This window comes from Solwaraspora sp. WMMD1047, assembly GCF_029626155.1.
Taxonomy (GTDB): domain Bacteria; phylum Actinomycetota; class Actinomycetes; order Mycobacteriales; family Micromonosporaceae; genus WMMD1047.
Genome location: NZ_JARUBL010000001.1, coordinates 1,598,359 through 1,617,593 on the forward strand (window position 1 = coordinate 1,598,359; position 19,235 = coordinate 1,617,593).

Here is a 19,235-nt window from a genome sequence, read left to right on the forward strand (position 1 = left end):
AGATTTTGGCGATGACCACTCATGACGAGGCGACCACGAACGAGGACATTCTGGACAGCCCGACCGGCTGGGTCTCCGACCACATCCGCCAGTACGTGGCCACCGACGGCGAGCAGGGTCACCACTGGCGGGGCGTGCCCACGCTGCTGCTGACCACCCGCGGTCGCCGGTCCGGCAAGCTGCGGCGGACCGCTTTGATCTATGGGCGCCACGGCGACGACTATCTGCTGGTGGCCTCCCAGGGCGGCGCCCCGCAGCACCCGGCGTGGTACCTCAACCTGGTCGCCGACCCGGTGGTGCACCTGCAGGTCGGCGCCGAGAAGTTTACCGCGCGGGCGCGGACCGCGGGGCCGGACGAGAAACCGGAGCTGTGGCGCACCATGGCGGCACTCTGGCCGGACTACGACGACTACCAGACGAAGACCGACCGGGAGATCCCGGTGGTCATCCTGTCCCGGAGCTGACCCGGCCGGCCGGCGCGTCCCACTGACGCGGAATGCGCGGCGCGCCCGCGGCGGCCTCGGCGAGCCGGTCCACCTGCCGCCACATGGCCGGGTCCGCCCAGTAGCCCGAGTGCCGGGTCGGGGCGGGCTTCGCCTGGCCGAAGATGTGCCAGCAGGTGGCCGGGTCGGGCAGCTCCACGTCCACCTCCGAGGTCGGCTCGCCGCCGAGCACCGGGCCGCCGATGTAGTCGGTCTGGTAGTAGAAGTTTCGCCAGGCGTACACCTGGGTGCCCGAGCCGGCCTCCGGGGAGACCAGCCGCCGTAACACGTCGTCGTTGAAGTATGCCGGGAACGCCCAGCCGTACAGGGTGCGCAGCGGCGAGCCGAAGGTGACCAGGGTGACCACGTCGTCGTCCGGCCGGTTCTCCCCCTGCAGCAGCGCCGCGGCGGCGAGCACCGTGCCCTGGCTGTGACTGGTCAGCACCACCCGGCCGCCGCTGGAGTGGATCCGCCACAGCCGGCGCTGCACCTCCGGCACCGCCCGCTCCGCGTACGCGGGCGGGGCCAGCGGGTGGTAGGCGCGCGGCCAGAAGGTGAGCACGTCCCAGAGCACCCCGATCCGGCGGCGGCTGTGCAGGTTGCGCCACCCCCGGCGCAGCAGCAGCACCACGGCGACCGGGATGCTGGCGGCCAGGTAGCTGCCGAGGGTGAAGATCCACTGGGTCGACCAGGGCAGCTCCCCGAAGAACCAGTACCGGACCTGGATGGCGACCAGCAGCAGCCCCCCGACCGCGGCCATCGCGGTGAGCAGCTTGTCGGTGTCCTGCGGCATCCGGGCCACCCGGCGGGCCCGGGCCACCTGCGCCGTCCACCGGTCGCCCCGGCCGCCCCACCAGCGGCGCCGGCCGTCGTCGGCGTCGTCGACGGTGTTGTACCACCAGTCCGGCTCGCCGTCCGGGCGGACGCAGTTGTCCCGGTACCAGCCGCGGATGCCGTCCAGCCGGGCGCGGTCCCGGCCGGCCCGCCAGTAGGTGCCCAGCTCGTACAGGGCGAACGCGAGCAGCAGCGCCAGCGGCAGCACGGTCAGGTACGGCACCAGCTTGGCGATGATCGGGTAGAGGTACAGCTCGGCCCGGTCGGGCGCGGTGGCCGGCAGGTCGACCCGGGCCGAGACGTCGGCGACCAGCGCGCCGATCCGGTTCATCGCGCTCAACAGCACCACGTTGAGCGCGAAGACCGCCAGCACGAGGGCGACGAAGGGGCCGTAGACGAAGAAGGTTCCCCGCCGCCAACCGCCCAGCACGGCCGCGACCAGCGCCACCGACAGCGCCACGAAGACGGCGCCGAGGACCAGGTTGGCCACCACGCGCATGCCGGGCAGGTAGCCGAAGGGCTGGGTGAAGGCCGGTTGGTCGGCCGCGTACCAGCCGGCGCTGAGCAGCGCGCCGCCTGCGGCGGCGAGCACGGTGTGCCCGGCGCCGGCCGGGCACCGGTCGCGGACCAGCAGCACGACGGCGCCCAGCAGCGCGCCGCCGCCGAGCACCCCGGCCGCCCACCGCCAGCCGGCGCCGGTGGCCGCTGCCCCGGCCGCGCCGGCGGTGGCGCCCGCCGTGTGGGCGAGGGTGAGCGCCACGAACGCCAGCCCGGCGGCGATGTGCAGGCAGCCCAGGTCGTACGAGCTGCGCCGGCCGTCCCAGAAGGTGGGGTCGGTCAGCCCGATCCCGGGCTGGGCGGAGCTGTCGGCCTTGGCGGGCCGCGGGTCGTCGACCCGCCACGGCGGCCGGGTCCGTTCGTACCGGTTGATCGACCGCAGCGCGAGGACCGCCAGCAGCACCACGAGCGCCAGCGGCGCCAGCGCGCCGACCAGCAGGCGCCGGCCCGGGTAGCCGGCCAGCCAGTCCGCGGCGAGGGGACCCGTCAGCCACGAGTCGGTGCAGGCGGGTTGGCCGCCGCACTGGTAGCCGAGCAGGTCCATCGTGGTGAGGGCGAAGATCAGCAGCAGGTTCAGGGTCAGGCCGAGGGCGGTCCAGCGCACCGCGGTCCGGTGCAGCCGGAACAGCCGGGGCGAGGCGTGGGTGGCGGCCGTGCACATCCAGCCGGCCACGTTGGCCAGGGCGAAGGGGAAGAGCAGCAGCCAGAGCACCCGGGTCCCGCTGCGCGAGGTCAACCCACCCCACGAGTACGCCTCGACGTGCCGGTCGGGCAGGTCGGCGGTGCGGTAGAAGCCGGCGATCCGGTCCCCGGCCACCGGCAGCGGCGCGTCGTCGCCGAGCAGGTCCTCGGGGCTGGTGCCGCCCACTCCGTGCAGCCGCAGCTCGGTGATCCCGGTGAGGTCGGCGGCGGGGGGCACCATCCCGGCGGGTCGTGGGACGGGACGTGTGTCGTGGCGTTGCAGAGGCATGGCCGGCCCACCTTCGAGGGGCGTCCCTCCCCAGGTCTACTCAGGGTAACTGGAGGGTGACGCTCGAAGGGTGCGCTGCCGCGCGTCGCGACGCAGTCGGATCACCGACTAGGTGAGCCCGCCGGAGGCGTGCAGGTTCTGGCCGGTCAGCCAGCGTCCGTCCGGGCCGGCCAGGAAGCCGACCACGTCGGCGATGTCGGCCGGCTGGCCGAGCCGGCCGAGCGGGCTCATCGTCTCCGCCATCCGCAGGCTGTCCCGGCTGTTGGTGCCCCGCAGCAGGTCGGTGTCGGTGGCGCCGGGGGAGACCGAGTTGACCGTGATGCCGCGGTTGCCCAGCTCCCGGGCCGCCACCCGGCTGAACTGCTCGACCGCGGCCTTGCTGGCCGCGTAGACGGCGACCCCGGGGCTGGCCAGCACGGTGTTGAGGCTGGAGATGTTGATGATGCGGCCGCCGTCGCGCATCTGGCGGGCGGCGCGCTGGATGGCGAAGAAGACGCTCTTGGCGTTGATCGCCATCAGGTCGTCGTACTCGGCGTCGGTGACGTCGGCGATGAGCGCGGTCCGGGCGGTACCGGCGTTGTTGACCAGGATGTCCAGCCCGCCGAGCTGCTCGGCGGCCGCGTCGAAGAGGCCGTGCAGGTCGGCGATCTCGGCCAGGTCCGCGCGGACCGGGATGGCCCGGCCGGGGAATTCGGTCGCGACCTCCTTCGCCGCCCCCTCGTCCTGCCGGTAGCTGAAGACCACGGTGGCGCCGTCGGCGACCAGGCGCGCCACGATCGCCCGGCCGATGCCGCGCGAACCCCCGGTGACGATCGCGCCCTTGCCGTCGAGGTTGCCCATCTCGCCTCCAGCTCACTCCACAATGGATCATGCCGCCTCTGGTGGCGGGACCTCGTCGATCAGATCACGCACGGTCCAGCGCGGCAAGCCCGGTCAGCAGCCGTTCAACGGGTAGTCCCCGGATGGCCGCGTCGAGCACCTGCGCCGGGTGGGCCAGCGCGATCCGGCCGCCGGCCCGGCGTACCCCGGCGGCGATCTGCATCAGGCAGCCCGGGTTCGCGGTGACCAGCAGCTCGGCGCCGGTGCCGAGCACATCGGCGGCCTTGCGGTCGCCCAGCTGCGCCGCCGGCTGCGGGTTCAGCACGTTCCACACCCCGGCCGAGCCGCAGCACAGCTCGGCGTCCCGGATCTCCCGCAGCCGCAGCTGCGGCACCCCGCCCAGCAGCGTCCGGGGCTGGGCGCGGATGCCCTGGGCGTGCGACAGGTGGCAGGCGTCGTGGTACGCGACGGTCACCGGCAGCGGGTGTCGCCGGGCCACCGGCCCCAGCTCGACCAGCAGCTCCGACAGATCCCGCACCCGGGCCGCCAGGGCGGCGGCCGGCGCGGCGTAGTCCGGATCGTCGCGGAGCAGCTCGCCGTACTCCTTCAGCGCCGATCCGCAGCCGGCCGCGTTGACCACCAGGTAGTCGATGCCGGTGCCGGTGAAGGTGTCGACCAGGTCGCGGGCGAACCGGCGGGCCTCGGCGTCCCGTCCGCTGTGCCGGCTGAGCGCCCCGCAGCAACCCTGCCGGTCCGGCATGATCAGCACCTCGCAGCCCTCGGCCGCCAGCACCCGGGAGGTGGCCGCGTTCACCGCCGGGAAGAAGGCGCTCTGCACGCAGCCGGTGAGCATCCCCACCACGGCCCGGCGCGTCCCGTACGCCGGCACCCGTTCGGGCGGCCGGCCGGACCGGGTCAGGGTGGGCGCCAACGACTCCAGGGTGGCAAGCGTCGGCGCCAGCCTGGCCAGCAGGTCGCTGCGGCCGAGCAGCCGACGCAACCCGCTCGCCTGGTACGCCCGCAGCGGCCCGCGCAGCAGCCGCAACCGTTTCGGGTACGGGAAGAGCGCGAAGACCGCGGCCCGCAGCGCCCGCTCCCGGGCGGTACGCGGATGCCGCCGCTCCACCTGCTGCTTGGTGCTGTCGATCAACCGGTCGTACTGAACGCCCGACGGGCAGGCGGTCACGCAGCCCAGGCAGCCGAGGCAGCGGTCGAAGTGCTGGGCCATCGAGTCGGTGAGCGGCTCCCCACCGAGCCCCTGTTCCATCAGGTGGATCCGGCCCCGGGGGGAGTCCATCTCCTCGCCCCACAGCACGTAGGTGGGGCAGGCCGGCAGGCAGAAGCCGCAGTGCACGCAGTCCGCGATCAGCTCCGCCGACGGCGGGTCGTGGTCGTCGAAGGCCGGCTCGGACATCAGATGCCCCCCACGAAGCGGCCCGGGGCGAGCCGGGCGGCCGGGTCGAACTGTTCCTTCACCCGGCGCATCAGCGCCAGGCCCGGCACCGGCCCCCACAGGTCGATCCGGTCCCGCACCTCGGCCGGCGCGGTCAGCACGACGGCGTGTCCGCCGGCCTCCCGGGCGGCGCCCCGCAACTCATCGACGATCTCGCCCACCACCGTTGGGTAGTCACCCGGCCGGTTCGGCCCAGCCGGGTCGGCCGCCGGCGCGGGCAGTCCGGCGTAGAGCACGCCGGCGCCGGCCGATCCCCGCAACGTGACCGGCAGCCCGTGCCGGTCACCCGCCGCCCGGGCGGCGGCCAGCAGCTCGGGTACGCCGCTGAGCGCGGCGGTCAGCTTCAGCCCCACCCCGCCGGGCGGCCAGGGATGGCGTCCCCACCACCGCGGCGCCCGGCGTTCGGCGGCCGCGTCCCCGCCGAGCAGCCCGGCGGCCGCGGCGGTGCGCCGCTGGACTCCCAGCTCGGTCCCCTCCAGCAGCACGGCCACCTCGATGTCGCCGCCCGGCGGCGCGTCGACCTCGATCGCGGCGGGCACCAGCTGCCCGCCGAGGACGCCGGCGACCAGCCGGCCGGCGGCGGCCGGTGTGTCGACCCGCCGGCTGACCCAGCCGGCGGTGGCCGGGACCGGGTGCAGCCGGAACGCGCACTCGGTGATCAGCCCGAGCGTCCCGTACGAGCCGGTCAGCAGCTTGCCCAGGTCGTACCCGGCGACGTTCTTCACGACCTTGCCCCCGGCGTGCGCGACCACCCCGTCGGCGCGCACCATGGTCACCCCGATCAGCAGGTCGCGGACGGTCCCGTAGAGCACCCGCAGCGGGCCGCTGCTGTTCAGCGCGACGGTCCCGCCGATGGTGGCCCCCGGGTTGTCCGGGTCCGGCGGGTCCAGCGCGAGCCGCTGACCGGCCCGACCGAGCGCGTCGGCCAGCTCGGTCATCGGCGTGCCGGCCCGGACCACCGCGATCAGGTCGCCGGCGGCGTGCTCGACCACCCCGGTCAGCCGGGCGGTGCTGATCACCAGGTCGAGGCGGCGCGGCGCGGCGGCCCAGTCCTGCCGGGTCCCGCCGCCGCGGACCGTCACGGCCAGTTCGTGGTCGGCCGCCGCCCGCAGCAGGGCCGCCGTCTCGGCGGTGTCGGCCGGCGCCGCGACGTACGCCGGTTGGACGCCGGCGACCGCGTCCGCCGGTCCCGCCGGCCGGACGTCCGGCCCGGCGGCCGCGCGCAGGGCGTCCAGGACCGCGTCGGGCATGGTCAGAACACCTCCGCGATGCCGGCTTCGTGCAGCGGGTGCACGCCGCTGCGCCGGCCCGGTCGCTCGCCGCAGAGCCGGGGGGTGGGGAAGATCTTGCCCGGGTTGGCCAGTCCGTGCGGGTCGAAGGCGCACCGCAGCAGCTGCATGGTGGCCAGGTCGTCGTCGGTGAACATCTTCGGCATGTACCGGGCCTTGTCCATCCCCACCCCGTGCTCGCCGGTGATCGATCCGCCGTGCGCGACGCAGAGTTCGAGGATCGCCCCGGAGACCTCCTCGGCGCGCTCGGTCTCGCCGTCGACGCGGGCGTCGAAGAGCACCAGCGGGTGCAGGTTCCCGTCGCCGGCGTGGAAGACGTTCGCCACCCGTACCCCGTTGCGGTGGGCCAGGTCGTCGATGCCGCGCAGCACCTCGGGCAGCGCGGTGCGCGGGATGACGCCGTCCTGGACGATGTAGTCCGGGCTGATCCGGCCGACCGCCGCGAAGGCGGACTTGCGGCCCTTCCAGAACAGCTCCCGTTCGCCGGCGTCGGCGGCGATCCGGATCTCGGTCGCGCCGGCCGCCCGGCAGAGCCCTTCCACCTCGACGAACTGGGCGTCCACCTCGGCCGCCGGGCCGTCCAGTTCCACGATCAGCACCGCGCCCGCGCCGGCCGGATAGCCGCACGCCACCGCCGCCTCAGCGGCGGAGATGGCCAGCGCGTCCATCATCTCGATCGCCGCCGGCAGCACCCCGGCGGCGATGATCGCCGAGGTGGCGGCGCCGGCGGCGTCGGTGCCGGGGAAGGCGGCGAGCAGCGTGCGGACCGCCTCCGGGGAGCGGACCAGCCGGACGGTCACCTCGGTGGCGATGCCGAGCGTCCCCTCCGATCCGACGAAGGCGCCGACCAGGTCGTAGCCGGGGGTGTCCGGGGCGCGGCCGCCGAGCCGGACCAGTTCGCCGTCCGGGGTGGCCACCTCCAGCCCGAGCACGTGGTTGGTGGTGAAGCCGTACTTGAGGCAGTGCGCGCCGCCGGAGTTCTCCGCGACGTTCCCGCCGATCGAGCAGACCTGCTGGCTGGAGGGGTCCGGTGCGTAGTAGTAGCCGGCCGGGCTGGCGGCCCGGGTGACCGCCAGGTTGATCACCCCCGGCTCGACCACCGCGCGTTCGTCGTGTGGGGCGACCTCGATGATGCGGCGGAGCTGGGAGGTGACGATGAGCACCCCGTCGGCGTGCGGCAGCGCCCCGCCGGACAGCCCGGTGCCCGAGCCGCGGGCCACGAACGGCACGCCGGCCCGGACCGCCTCGGCGACCACGGTGGCGCACTGCGCGGCGGTCCGGGGCAGCGTCACCAGGGCCGGCACCACCCGGTACTGGGCCAGCCCGTCGCACTCGTAGGTGCGCAGCCGTTGCCGATCGGTGATGAGCTGGTCAGGTTCGAGCACCGGGCGCAGGGCGGCCGCGAGCCGTTCGATCCGGCTGCGGCCCGCACCCATGGCTCAGGGCATCCGCTCGTACGCCGGCAGGGTGAGGAAGTCGACGAACTCGTCGGCCACCGCGACCTCCAGGAACAGTCGCCGGGCGTCGGCGTACTCGCCGGGCGGGCGGTCGAGTTTGGCGATCTCCTCGTCGGCGATCCGTTCGACGAGTTCCCGGGTGACGGCCGTGCCGTCGACGGTGATGTCGTTGTGCAGCCACTGCCAGACCTGTGACCGGGAGATCTCGGCGGTGGCGGCGTCCTCCATCAGGTTGAACACGGCCACCGCGCCGGTGCCGCGCAGCCAGGCGGCCAGGTACTGAATGCCGACGCTGATGTCGTTGCGCAGCCCGGCCTCGGTGGGTCGGCCGGGGGTGCTGGCCACGTCGAGCAGTTGCGCCGCGGTGACCTTCACCTCGTCCCTGGTCCGGTCGAGCTGGTGGGGTCGGTCGCCGAGCACCCCGTCGAAAACCTCCCGGCAGATCGGCACCAGGTCGGGGTGGGCCACCCAGGAGCCGTCGAAGCCGTCGTTGGCCTCGCGGGTCTTGTCGTCGCGGACCTTCGCCAGGGCGGTCTCGTTGACGGCCGGGTCGCGCCGGCTGGGGATGAACGCGGCCATCCCGCCGATGGCGTGCGCCCCGCGCCGGTGACAGGTCCGGACCAGCAGTTCGGTGTACGCCCGCATGAACGGCGCGGTCATCGTCACCGCGTTCCGGTCCGGCAGCAGGAACTCCCGGCCCCGGCTGCGGAACTTCTTGATCACGCTGAACATGTAGTCCCACCGGCCGGCGTTCAGACCGGCGGAGTGCTCGCGCAGCTCGTAGAGGATCTCGTCCATCTCGAAGGCGGCCGGGAACGTCTCGATCAACACGGTGGCCCGGATGGTGCCGACCGGCAGCCCGAGCCGGCGCTGCGCCAGCACGAAGACGTCGTTCCAGAGCCGCGCCTCCAGGTGGCTCTCCAGCTTGGGAAGGTAGAAGTACGGCCCGGCGCCGCGGTCGAGCTGGGCGGCCGCGTTGTGGAACAGGTAGAGGCCGAAGTCGACCAGGGCGCCGGCGATCCGTTCGCCGTCGACAAGCAGGTGCTTCTCGGTCAGGTGCCAGCCGCGCGGCCGGACCACGATGGTGGCCAGGTCGCCGTCGCGCAGCGCGTACCGCCGGCCGTCGCCGGTGGTGAGCTCGAGTCGCCGGGCGATCGCGTCGCGGAGATTGAGCTGCCCGGTGATGACGTTCTCCCAGTGCGGGCTGGTGGCGTCCTCGAAGTCGGCCAGCCAGACCTTCGCGCCGGAGTTGAGGGCGTTTATCGTCATTTTCGCGTCGGTCGGCCCGGTGATTTCGACCCGCCGGTCGACCAGACCGGGGGCCGGTGGGGCGACCCGCCAGTCGCCGTCGCGGACGGCGCTGGTCTCCGGCAGGAAGTCCAGCAGGCCGCCGGCGGCCAGCGCCGCGTCCCGGTCGGCCCGGCGGGCGAGCAGGTCCCGCCGGCGGCCGTCGAACTCGCGGTGCAGTTCGGCGAGGAAGTCGAGCGCGGCGGGGGTGAGGATCTCGGCGTACCGGTCGAGGAGCGGTCCCGTGATCGTGACGCCCGGCGTCTCGGTGACGGACGAACCCATCGGCGCTCCTCCCGGTGAAGATCCGGTGTAGCTGCCGACTATAGCCGCCCCGCGGTCAGGCGAGCCGGTCCGAAGCCTGATAGATGTCGATCAGCAGGTCCCAGAACTGGTTGTTCAGCGGCTCGTCGTGTTCGTTGTTGAGGCGCTGCGCCGGGCACATCATGGTCGGGCTGTCCAGGACGAGGTTGTCCGGCGGGGGTTTGCGGAAGCGGATCCTCTGCTGGCCGGGAAGGCCGATGGTCATGAACTTGTCGTCGTCGATCCGGAACCGGCCGGCCACCACGTCCGCGTAGTCGACGGCCGGATACATGATCTCCTCGGCGGTGCCGGTCAGATACTGCATCCGGACCTTCTCCCGCTCGTCGTGCAGGGCGGCGAGGCTGGCCGGGAGCATGGTGCTGCGACGCAGCGTCGCCGCCAGCTCGGCGCCGGTGAGGCCGAGGGCCTCGCGGGCGTACCGGATCGCCGACTCCAGGCAGATGAGCGCCTCGATGGCGGCCAGGCTGATGTTGCGTTTGATCTTGTGCCGGAAGGACGCCATCAGCTCCTCGGTGGTGGCGTCCGGTCCCGGTGTCATCTGGTCTTCCCAGAGCATGTACTCGCGATTCTCACCGAGCGTGCGGGCCACCTCGGCCGAGGTGGCGGTGGTGTCGACCGAGCCGTTCTCGACCAGCTCGTGAAAGAGCGTGTTGAACCGCTCCAGGTTCTCCACGAGATCGTGGTCAGGGGCCTCGCGGAGCAGTTTCGCCAACTGCTGGGAGGCGTTCAGATCCTGGAACCAGGCCCGGACCAGTGGATCGTAGACCTCGTCGTAGAGCACCTCTTTGGGGTGCTTCGCTGCGGGGTGCAGGACCGCCATCTCCATTTTCCCTTCCCGCCGCACGACGTGTGTCCGCTGTGGAGATTGTCGCATCGTAGTGCGCGACGGCGACACCCTAGCGTCTCGCCGGGCTCACGTCAGTTCGGTCCGGTCGTGACGCGCTGGCAACATCGGACGTGAAACAGTCGGGGCATTAAGCGAGACTTACTTACTTTAACGCTTGTGTCCAAGATTAGACATATAAGCGCCCTTTGTGCCTCGGGTGTTCGGTCCTATTCTTGTAGATATATGGGGTATTGATCAGGGTCGACCACCCTTCTAGCTGATCAACTCCACTTCCTCTCACCATGCCGGCCCCCTCGGCCGGTCCAGCAAGGAGCGCAACATGTCCGAAACCGAAAACGCCGCCGAATCCAGCAAGGATTTGCAGCAGCCACCGGCGAGCATCACCGACGAGGAACGGGCCGTCATCGAGTCGGTCCCGGCCACCTTCCGTGGCATGCCGCCCACCGCGCAGACCTTCTTCGCGGTGGTCAACGCGAACGGGTCTCTGAACCGGGGGTTCGGGGTGGCCTCCTCGACCCGCCTCGCACTCGGCCAGTACCAGGTGCTCTTCAGCCACGACGTCACCGGCTCGGCGTACGTCGCCACCCTCGGCCTCAGCGGCAGCGTCGGCGGCTCACCGCCCGGTGAGATCGCCGTGGTCGGGCGCAACGGCAACCCCAACGGCGTCTTCGTCCAGACCTTCAACAGCGCGGGTGGCGCGGCCGACCGTGGCTTCCACCTGAGCGTCCTGTCCTGAACCGTCGCCCCCACGGGGCAACCGTCCCACCGTCGCCCATCCGAGTCGCGGTGGTCCCCTTCCGGCCGCGACCGCCGGTCCCCGTCACCTCCCCGTGACGGGGACCGGTGCGTGACCCGGACAACGGCGCGCGGCGCCGCGCTGACCGAAGTCGCCGCGTCGCCGCGCTCTGGCCGTCTCCCGCCTTCGCAGCCGGCTGGCAGTACGCCGACGGGGACCTGGCTCGACCGGCCGCAGCGCCGGTCTGAACCTCTTCATTCCCGGTATCCCCGCCCGGCAAACGCCGCGCGCCGGGGCGTTATCAGCGCCCGGGCAGGGTAAGAATCGGGCATGGAGCACTTCACTATCGCGACCGTCGCCGAAAAGAGCCCGGACTTCCGCCGCGTCCTGTGGACCGGCGACCACACTCAGCTGGTCATCATGACGATCCCGCCCGGCGGGGAGATCGGCGAGGAGGTGCACCCCGACACCGACCAGATCCTGACCTTCGTCAGCGGAGTCGGCGAGGCGCAGGTCTCCGGCCAGAAGCGGCAGGTGAACGCCGGGGACCTGGTGGTCGTACCGGCCGGGCGCAAGCACAACTTCATCAACACCGGCCCCAACCCGCTGGTGCTCTACACCGTCTACGGCCCGGCGGAGCACGCCGACGGGGCGGTGCACAAGACCAAAGAGGAGGCCGACGCGCTGGAGGAGGCCGGCAAGGACGAACCGCCGAACTCCTGACCGGCGCGGGACGAGCCTGAAAACCGCCGCTCCGGGTAACCCCGGAGATGGACCCCATCGGCGACTACGGCTTTCTCTCCGACTGCCGATCCGCGGCGCTTGTCAGCCGGGCCGGATCCATCGACTGGTGGTGTCCGGCCCGGTTCGACGCGCCGTCGGTCTTCGGCCGGCTCCTCGACCCGGCCGCCGGCCACTGGTCGCTCGGCCCGGCCGAACCGGAGATCCGGACCGAGCGCGCCTACCTGCCGGGCACGCTGGTGCTGCGGACCATCCACCACACCCGGTCCGGCAGCGTCGCGGTCACCGACGCGCTGGCCACCGAACCCGGAGCCCGCGGCCACGACCTGGGCGCCCGCTCCCCGGCGGTGCTGCTGCGCGTCGTCGAGGGCCTCACCGGCCGGGTCCGGGTCCGCACCGAATTCCGCCCCCGACCCGAGTACGGGCTGCTCATGCCGTACCTGCACGGTGAGACCGCGGGCGGTCCGGGGCCGGCGGGGCGCGACGGCGGCCGGGCGCGGCTGCAGGCCGCCGCCGGACCCTGCACGCTGCTGCTGCACGGCGACGCGCCGCTCACCGTCGAACCGGCCGGCGGCCGTGCCGAGTTCGACGTACCGGCCGGCGCGACGGTCGGCTTCGACCTGGCCTTCGCACCGGCCTACGACGGGCCGCCGGCCACCGGACTGGACCCGGCGCCCGCGCTGGCCGACACCGCCGCCGCGTGGCGGTCGATCGAGCAGCTGCACCGCTACCGGGGCCGCCACCCGGAACTGGTCCGGCACAGCGCGCTCGTGCTGCAGGGCCTGACCTACGTACCGAGCGGGGCGGTGGTCGCGGCCGCCACCACCTCACTGCCGGAATGGCCCGGCGGCGACCGCAACTACGACTACCGGTACGCCTGGCTGCGGGACTTCTCGTTCACCATGGACGCGCTCTGGGTGGCGGCCTGCCCGGACGAGACGGAACGGCTCTTCAGTTGGGCGGCCCGCTCGGCCGGCCGGCTCGGCGCCGACCCGGTCCCCATCATGTACGGCGTGGCCGGCGAACGGGACCTCTCCGAGCACACCCTCGACCACCTGGCCGGGTACGCCGGCAGCCGGCCGGTCCGGATCGGCAACGACGCCTGGCGGCAACGGCAGCTGGACGTACCCGGCGAGGTGCTCTGCGGGGCGTACCGGCTGCGCGACCAGCTCGGCGAGCTCGCCGTCGAGGTGCGGGCGCTGCTGGCCGGGCTCGCCGACCAGGTGACTGACCAGTGGCGGGACTCCGACCGCGGGATGTGGGAGGCGCGCGACGCCGAGCGGCACTACCTGTCGTCCAAGGTGTACTGCTGGGCGGCGCTGGACCGGGCCGTCCGGTTCGGCGCGGCGCTCGGCGGATCCGCCGACCTGACCCGGTGGGCGGCGGCCCGCGACGAGATCAGGGCGGAGGTGCTGGACCGCGGCTGGCACGACGGGACCGGCGCGTTCACCGGCGCGTACGGGTCACCGGAGCTGGACGCCTCGGCGCTGCTGCTGCCGCTGGTGGACTTCCTGCCGGCCACCGACCCGCGGATGCGGGCGACCATCGCGGCGATCGAACGTGAACTCTGCCGCGACGGGCTGGTCCGCCGCTGGGCCGGTGACCCGGCCGGTTTCGTGCTCTGCTCGTTCTGGCTGGTGGAGAACCTGCTGCTGGCCGGTGAGCGGCGCCGGGCCGAGGAGCTGTTCGACCAGACGGCGGCCCGCGCCAACGACGTCGGGCTCTTCGCCGAGCAGATCGACATCGACTCCGGCGCGCAGCTCGGCAACATTCCGCAGGCGCTGTCGCACATCGGCCTGATCAACGCGGCCTGGCGGTTGACCGGGTCCGACTAGCGCCGGCCGGCGACGCAAGGTGGCTGGCGGCGTCGGGCGGCTCGCGGCGCCGGGTGGCTAGCTGCGCCGGGCGGCGACCAGCCGGGCGGCCCGGCTGTCGTCGGTCAACAGCGCCCGCAGCACCGGCCCGGACTCCTGCGGCCGGCCGTCGCCCCTGGTGTAGTCGTCCACCGACCGCCGGTCGGCGCCCAGCTCGTCGCCCGCGGCCAGCACCGCCGCCCGGATCTGGTGGAAGTGCAGCCCCGCGATGGTCGGGTCGTCGGGTGCGTACCGGGCGGCGCTGTCGCCGGTCAGGTGCGGATAGTGCCGGGCCACCTCGTGGACCGCGAGGAACGCGAGCAGCAGGTGTTCGCTGCCGGCCCGCCGCCGGCCGAGCTCGCGGGCCAGCTCCTTGGCCTCCAGCCGAGCCCACAACACCGGGGCGGCGGCGTAGTTGACGTGGACGGGCAGCAGCTGGAAGAGCCGGGCGTACAGGCCCTGGGCGCGGAACGGGCGGCGGCCGAGCAGCCGGTCGCGGGTCGGCCGTAGGTGCTCCTCGACCCGGTCCGGGACCACCCGGGGGCGGCCGGTCTCCACCGCCCACCGCAGGGCCGGCAGGTCCACCCCGCAGGCGCCGAGGAGTTCGACCGCCCGGTTCTCCTCGTCGTCGAGCAGACCGAGCAGGATGTCCTCGGGGCCGGGCTCGGACCGGCCGGCGGCCCGCGCCGTGGTCGTGGCGTGCTGCATGGCCCGGCGGGCGGCGGGGCGGTAGTTCATCGGCTTGCGCGGCTCGACGTACCATTCGGCGCGGCCGAGCGGTGGGCCGGCCGGGTCGGGCTCGGTGGCGTCGGCGCTGCGCCACCCGTCGCCGCGGGCCTGCCGCACTCCGACGACGACCGTGCGGGTCACCTCGGCGGCGTCCAGCGCGGCGTCGGCGGTCCGGCCGGCCCGGCCGGTGAGCGCCAGCAGCAGATGTTCGGTGCCGACCTGGTCGCCGCCGGCGGCGCCGTACGCGGCCGCGAGCACCTGGCTGAGATTGGTCTCGGTCATGTCCTCAGTGCACCACCGGCCGGCCGGGCGGGCGTCGTGCGGCGGGACGAACCGGATCCCTATCCTTCGGTAGAGGCCCGGGTCCGCGCCGCCTCGATTCCGTCGAGCAGGACGACCAGCCCGGTGTCGAACATCTCCCGGGCCTCCTGTTCGAGGTAGGGCACGGTCTCGTCGTCGAGCTGGAAGGCGCCCTCGTTCTCCATCCGGGCCACCGTGGGGAAGCGCTCGGCGAAGTCCGGCGCCAGTTCGGTGAGCAGCGCGGAGCGGGCGTACCACCAGTCCTCGTCGCTGACGCCGGTGGCGGCGGTGGCCTGGCGTACCTCGGCGATGGTCTGGGCGGAGCCGCGGACGAACGCGAAGAGCACGCCGACCACCCGGCGGAGCGTGCGGGCCGGCAGGCCGGTGCCGGCCAGGATCCGCAGCAGCGTCTCCAGCACGGCGTACTCGTGCGGGCCGAGCACCGGGCGGGCCTGGGAGATCTGCAGGACCCAGGGGTGACGCAGGTAGAACGCCCACAGATCGCGGGCCCACGCGGCGATGGTGTGCCGCCAGCCGGCCGCCGGGTCGTATTCGGTGGGCAGCTCGGCGTGCGCCTGGTCGTACATCAATTCGAGCAGCTCGTTCTTGCTGGGCAGGTAGGTGTAGAGCGCCATGCCGGTGCGGCCGAGGCGTTCGCCGACGGTGCGCATGGAGAGCCCGGCCATGCCGTCGGCGTCGGCGACCGCGATGCCCGCCGCGACGATCATGTCGACGGTCAGGCCGGGCCGCCGGCCGGGTCCGACCGTCGCGGGCTCACTTCCGGGGGTACGCCACAGCAGCGCCATCGAGCGGCGGGCGTCGCCCTGACCGGCGAAGACGACCAACGTTGCAACTCCTTAGGGCATAAAGTAATCTCGTCGGGTTAATATTTTACGGCCTAAGGTTATCAGGGGGATATCCGATGGAACGGTCCGCGGCCGACAGCCACGACGTGATCCAGGTCCGGGGCGCCCGGGAGAACAACCTCGCCGACGTCTCGGTCGACATCCCGAAGCGCCGGCTGACCGTCTTCACCGGGGTCTCCGGGTCCGGTAAGTCCTCGCTGGTGTTCGGCACCATCGCCGCCGAGTCACGGCGACTGATCAACGAGACCTACACCGCGTTCCTCCAGTCGTTCATGCCGAGCCAGTCCCGGCCGGACGTGGACGCGCTGCGCAACCTCAGCGCGGCGATCATCGTCGACCAGGAGCGGATGGGCGCCAACTCGCGATCGACGGTCGGCACCGCCACCGACGCGTACACGATGTTGCGGATCATCTTCAGCCGGCTCGGCACGCCGCAGGCCGGACCCTCGACCGCCTTCAGCTTCAACGCCCCCGACGGCATGTGCCCGGAGTGCGAGGGGCTGGGCCGGGTGTCGGCGGTCGACGTAAACGAACTCGTCGACGTCGAGAAGTCCCTGAACGAGGGCGCCATCACCGTCCCGAACTTCGGCCCGGACACCTGGTACTGGAAGGGCCTGGCCCACTCCGGACTCTACGACCCGGACCTTCCGCTCAAGGACTTCACCGAGCAGCAGTGGGCCGACTTCCTGCACAAGCCGGCCACCAAGATGAAGATCGGCGGAATGAACACCACCTACGAGGGGCTGGTGGTCAAGGTGCAGCGGCTCTACCTGTCCAAGGACCGGGAGTCGATGCAGCCGCACATCCGGTCCTTCGTGGACCGGGCGGTCACCTTCACCACCTGCGGCGCCTGCGACGGCGCCCGGCTCAACCAGGCCGCCCTCGCCGCGAAGATCAAAGACCGTAACATCGCCGACTGCGCGGCCATGCAGATCAGCGACCTGGCCGAGTTCGTCCGCGACCTCAAGGACGACTCGGTCGGCCCGCTGCTGGACACCCTCGGCGGGACGCTCGACTCGCTCGTCGAGATCGGGCTGGGCTACCTGAGCCTCGACCGCGAGTCGGGCACCCTCTCCGGCGGCGAGGCGCAACGGGTCAAGATGGTCCGGCACCTGGGCTCCAGCCTGACCGACGTCACCTACGTCTTCGACGAGCCCACCGTCGGGCTGCACCCGCACGACATCGCCCGGATGAACGACCTGCTGCTGCGGCTGCGCGACAAGGGCAACACCGTACTGGTGGTCGAGCACAAACCCGAGGTCATCGAGATCGCCGATCATGTGGTGGATCTCGGACCGGGCGCCGGCCCGGCCGGCGGCCAGATCTGCTTCACCGGGAACGTGGCCGGGCTGCGCCGCTCCGGCACCCTCACCGGCCGGCACCTGGACCACCGGGTCGGGCTGCGGGACCATCCGCGCCAGCCGCGCGGCCACCTGTCGATCACCGGCGCCACCCTGCACAACCTGCGCGACGTCAGCGTCGACATCCCGCTCGGCGTGCTGACCGTGGTCACCGGCGTCGCCGGCTCCGGCAAGAGTTCGCTGATCTACGGCTCGCTGCCGCGCCGGGACGGGGTGGTGGTGGTCGACCAGTCGGCGATCCGGGGCTCCCGGCGCAGCAACCCGGCCACCTACACCGGCCTGCTCGACCCGATCCGGGCCGCCTTCGCCAAGGCCAACGGCGTCAAGGCCGCCCTGTTCAGCGCCAACTCCGAGGGCGCCTGCCCGAACTGCAAGGGGATCGGGCTGGTCTACACCGACCTGGCGATGATGGCCGGGGTGGCGACCGTCTGCGAGCAGTGCGAGGGCCGGCGGTTCACCCCGCAGGTGCTCACCTACCGGCTGCGCGGCAAGGACATCAGCCAGGTGCTGGCGATGCCGGTCACCGAGGCCAGGGAGTTCTTCCCGGGCGGCGCGGCCCGGGTCATCCTGGACCGGCTCGCCGACGTCGGCCTCGGCTACCTGGGTCTCGGTCAGCCGCTGACCACGCTCTCCGGCGGCGAGCGGCAGCGGCTCAAGCTCGCCATCCACATGGCCGAGAAGGCCGGCACCTACCTGCTCGACGAGCCGACCAGCGGCCTGCACCTGGCCGACGTGGACCAGCTCCTGGCCCTGCTGGACCGCCTGGTCGACGCCGGCAACACGGTGGTCGTCATCGAGCACCACCAAGCGGTGATGGCGCACGCCGACTGGATCGTCGACCTGGGCCCCGGCGCCGGCCACGACGGGGGCCGGGTCGTCTTCACCGGTACGCCGACAGACCTGATCGCCCACGGCAACACCCTCACCGCCCGCCACCTCGCCACCTACGTCAACGCCCCCTGACCACCGCCCGCGGCGCCACCCACCGCCCGCCGCCGGCGGTCCGTCGCCCGCCACTGCCCACTGCCGCGGTCCGTCGCCCGCCACTGCCGACTGCCCGTCGCCCGCGGTCCTTCGCCCGCCGCCGTCTGCGGTCCTCCGCCGCCGGGCCGCCGCCCGCTGTCCGGCGGGCATCGACATCTGTCGAGTGCCGGGCGCAGCCGCCGCACGAGGTGAACGTCAGTTACCCTACGATCGAGTTTTAGGGTAACTGGTGTTCACCTCGTGCTCGGTCGGCGGTAGTCAGGCGCGGGCGAGCAGCCCGACGGACGTCATCGCCTCGCTGCCGCCGGGGGTGTCGTCGTGCTCGGCGGCCCAGAGCGCCCACTCGACCAGCCGGGCCAGTGCCCAGCGGCGGATCCGGTCGGGCTCCAGCTCCAGTTCGTCGGCGAGCAGGGCCAGCCGGCGCCGTAGCGTCCGGACCGGGTCGGAGTGCGTGAACGGGTCGTCGATCTGCTCCAGCAGCGGCCACGGGTCGTAGGCCGGGTCACCGACCATCGGCTTCGGGTCGATCGCCAGCCAGCCACCGTTCCCGACCGAGCCGGCTGCGGTGGTGCCGGCTGCGGTGGTGCTGGCTGCGGTGGTGCCGGCTGAGGTGGACAGGATGTTGCCGGGGTTGGCGTCGCCGTGCAGCAGGACGGTCCGGTCCGCCGTCGCGGGCAGCGTGCGCAGCAACTCGATGCCGTCGGCCACCAGGCCGGGGTCGTAGCCGGGGCGCAGCCGGGCCATCCGGTCGGCGGCGAGATCGGCCCAGCCGGCCGTGACCGGAGCGAGCCGGGGGATGTCGTCGCCGGGTTCGGGTAGCGGCGCCTGCCACAGCTTCCGCAGCACCTCGCAGCCGGCACGTAGCCGGTCGTCGGCCGGCGCCGGGTCCGTCGCCAGTTCCGTGCCGGGCTGGCAGCGCTGCAGCAGCAGGGCGTGCCGATCCGGATCGTGGGCGAGCAGCCGCACCGCGCCCCGGCCGTTCCACAACCGTAAGGCGACCGGTTCGCCGTACATCTCCGGGTGCGGCCAGCCGATCTTGACGATCGCGGGGGTGCCGTCGGGCAGCTCGGCCGGCGCGACCCAACTGCAGCTCCCGCCATGCAGCGGCGGCGACAACCGCAACCGGTACGCCCGCCGCACCTGCTCGATCAGCTCGGGCAGCTCGTCGAGCCAGGATCGGGCCGCCGGCAGCCGGCGCAGGTTCGCCACCACCGGCAGGGTTGCCGGCACCCACTCGGACAATGCGGCACCCCCCTCGTCGTACTCGCGGCTTGACCCTCGACCGGGTCGAGGCTCAAGGATCGCATCCACGGCCGGGACGCCCGCACACCGTGAAAGAGAGGAC

Annotated in this window: 15 protein-coding genes; 5 read left to right on the forward strand and 10 right to left on the reverse strand. The window is 72.9% G+C overall.

The genetic code is table 11. The annotated features are described in order from the left end of the window. Nucleotides 1-11 precede the first annotated feature (11 nt). A complete protein-coding gene (locus O7627_RS07435) occupies nucleotides 12-464 on the forward strand; it encodes a nitroreductase family deazaflavin-dependent oxidoreductase (protein ID WP_278092755.1) in 453 nt (150 codons plus the stop codon). Here O7627_RS07435 and O7627_RS07440 read toward each other — a convergent pair. From O7627_RS07440 to O7627_RS07470, 7 genes are all read right to left on the reverse strand, one after another. Next, nucleotides 445-2,844, reverse strand: coding sequence for a hypothetical protein (locus O7627_RS07440; protein WP_278092756.1), 2,400 nt, complete (start codon nucleotides 2,842-2,844; stop codon nucleotides 445-447). The two genes, O7627_RS07435 and O7627_RS07440, sit on opposite strands and share 20 nt — an antisense overlap. 108 nt (nucleotides 2,845-2,952) lie before the next feature. Continuing rightward, entirely contained in the window at nucleotides 2,953-3,684 is a 732-nt protein-coding gene (locus O7627_RS07445; RefSeq protein WP_278092757.1) for an SDR family oxidoreductase, read from the reverse strand. A gap of 64 nt (nucleotides 3,685-3,748) precedes the next feature. Then, nucleotides 3,749-5,077, reverse strand: a complete 1,329-nt coding sequence (locus O7627_RS07450) for a heterodisulfide reductase-related iron-sulfur binding cluster (protein ID WP_278092758.1) — start codon at nucleotides 5,075-5,077, stop codon at nucleotides 3,749-3,751. Further along, nucleotides 5,077-6,366, reverse strand: coding sequence for an FAD-binding oxidoreductase (locus tag O7627_RS07455; RefSeq protein WP_278092759.1), 1,290 nt, complete (start codon nucleotides 6,364-6,366; stop codon nucleotides 5,077-5,079). Before O7627_RS07455 ends, O7627_RS07450 begins: the two co-directional genes overlap by 1 nt. A gap of 2 nt (nucleotides 6,367-6,368) precedes the next feature. Continuing rightward, a complete protein-coding gene (locus tag O7627_RS07460) occupies nucleotides 6,369-7,841 on the reverse strand; it encodes an FAD-linked oxidase C-terminal domain-containing protein (protein ID WP_278092760.1) in 1,473 nt (490 codons plus the stop codon). A gap of 3 nt (nucleotides 7,842-7,844) precedes the next feature. Continuing rightward, nucleotides 7,845-9,434, reverse strand: coding sequence for a malate synthase A (gene aceB, locus O7627_RS07465; protein WP_278092761.1), 1,590 nt, complete (start codon nucleotides 9,432-9,434; stop codon nucleotides 7,845-7,847). Nucleotides 9,435-9,489: 55 nt separating this feature from the next. After that, complete coding sequence (locus O7627_RS07470) at nucleotides 9,490-10,293, reverse strand: hypothetical protein (RefSeq protein ID WP_278092762.1); 804 nt, start codon at nucleotides 10,291-10,293, stop codon at nucleotides 9,490-9,492. A 346-nt stretch (nucleotides 10,294-10,639) separates the two neighbouring features. Here O7627_RS07470 and O7627_RS07475 point away from each other — a divergent pair, with 346 nt between their 5' ends. The 3 genes from O7627_RS07475 to O7627_RS07485 all read left to right on the forward strand — a co-directional run bounded on the left by O7627_RS07475 (nucleotide 10,640) and on the right by O7627_RS07485 (nucleotide 13,632). Next, nucleotides 10,640-11,056, forward strand: coding sequence for a hypothetical protein (locus O7627_RS07475; protein WP_278092763.1), 417 nt, complete (start codon nucleotides 10,640-10,642; stop codon nucleotides 11,054-11,056). Nucleotides 11,057-11,386: 330 nt separating this feature from the next. Next, nucleotides 11,387-11,779: a cupin domain-containing protein gene (locus O7627_RS07480; RefSeq protein WP_278092764.1), complete on the forward strand. Its 393-nt coding sequence runs from the start codon at nucleotides 11,387-11,389 to the stop codon at nucleotides 11,777-11,779. 47 nt (nucleotides 11,780-11,826) lie between these two features. After that, on the forward strand, nucleotides 11,827-13,632 hold the full coding sequence (locus O7627_RS07485; RefSeq protein WP_278092765.1) for a glycoside hydrolase family 15 protein: 1,806 nt from the start codon (nucleotides 11,827-11,829) through the stop codon (nucleotides 13,630-13,632). Nucleotides 13,633-13,689: 57 nt separating this feature from the next. On the opposite strand, the gene O7627_RS07490 is transcribed toward O7627_RS07485, so the two are convergent. Together O7627_RS07490 and O7627_RS07495 are read right to left on the reverse strand one after the other, a co-directional pair. Further along, nucleotides 13,690-14,661, reverse strand: a complete 972-nt coding sequence (locus tag O7627_RS07490; RefSeq protein ID WP_278092766.1) for a Clp protease N-terminal domain-containing protein — start codon at nucleotides 14,659-14,661, stop codon at nucleotides 13,690-13,692. 59 nt (nucleotides 14,662-14,720) lie between these two features. Then, a complete protein-coding gene (locus tag O7627_RS07495; protein ID WP_278092767.1) occupies nucleotides 14,721-15,524 on the reverse strand; it encodes a TetR/AcrR family transcriptional regulator C-terminal domain-containing protein in 804 nt (267 codons plus the stop codon). Nucleotides 15,525-15,601: 77 nt separating this feature from the next. Here O7627_RS07495 and O7627_RS07500 point away from each other — a divergent pair, with 77 nt between their 5' ends. After that, nucleotides 15,602-17,869, forward strand: coding sequence for an excinuclease ABC subunit UvrA (locus O7627_RS07500; protein ID WP_278092768.1), 2,268 nt, complete (start codon nucleotides 15,602-15,604; stop codon nucleotides 17,867-17,869). Nucleotides 17,870-18,148: 279 nt separating this feature from the next. Here the strand turns inward: O7627_RS07500 and O7627_RS07505 are convergent, their stop codons facing one another. Next, the gene (locus O7627_RS07505; RefSeq protein ID WP_278092769.1) at nucleotides 18,149-19,132 is read right to left on the reverse strand and encodes an aminoglycoside phosphotransferase family protein; all 984 of its coding nucleotides are present in this window, start codon (nucleotides 19,130-19,132) and stop codon (nucleotides 18,149-18,151) included. Nucleotides 19,133-19,235: the final 103 nt, after the last annotated feature.

Coding starts and splice junctions, on each gene's coding strand:
- O7627_RS07435 (WP_278092755.1), top strand. CDS start 12: ATGACCACTCATGACGAGGCGACCACGAACGAGGACATTCTGGACAGC.
- O7627_RS07440 (WP_278092756.1), bottom strand. CDS start 2,844: ATGCCTCTGCAACGCCACGACACACGTCCCGTCCCACGACCCGCCGGG.
- O7627_RS07445 (WP_278092757.1), bottom strand. CDS start 3,684: ATGGGCAACCTCGACGGCAAGGGCGCGATCGTCACCGGGGGTTCGCGC.
- O7627_RS07450 (WP_278092758.1), bottom strand. CDS start 5,077: ATGTCCGAGCCGGCCTTCGACGACCACGACCCGCCGTCGGCGGAGCTG.
- O7627_RS07455 (WP_278092759.1), bottom strand. CDS start 6,366: ATGCCCGACGCGGTCCTGGACGCCCTGCGCGCGGCCGCCGGGCCGGAC.
- O7627_RS07460 (WP_278092760.1), bottom strand. CDS start 7,841: ATGGGTGCGGGCCGCAGCCGGATCGAACGGCTCGCGGCCGCCCTGCGC.
- aceB (WP_278092761.1), bottom strand. CDS start 9,434: ATGGGTTCGTCCGTCACCGAGACGCCGGGCGTCACGATCACGGGACCG.
- O7627_RS07470 (WP_278092762.1), bottom strand. CDS start 10,293: ATGGCGGTCCTGCACCCCGCAGCGAAGCACCCCAAAGAGGTGCTCTAC.
- O7627_RS07475 (WP_278092763.1), top strand. CDS start 10,640: ATGTCCGAAACCGAAAACGCCGCCGAATCCAGCAAGGATTTGCAGCAG.
- O7627_RS07480 (WP_278092764.1), top strand. CDS start 11,387: ATGGAGCACTTCACTATCGCGACCGTCGCCGAAAAGAGCCCGGACTTC.
- O7627_RS07485 (WP_278092765.1), top strand. CDS start 11,827: ATGGACCCCATCGGCGACTACGGCTTTCTCTCCGACTGCCGATCCGCG.
- O7627_RS07490 (WP_278092766.1), bottom strand. CDS start 14,661: ATGACCGAGACCAATCTCAGCCAGGTGCTCGCGGCCGCGTACGGCGCC.
- O7627_RS07500 (WP_278092768.1), top strand. CDS start 15,602: ATGGAACGGTCCGCGGCCGACAGCCACGACGTGATCCAGGTCCGGGGC.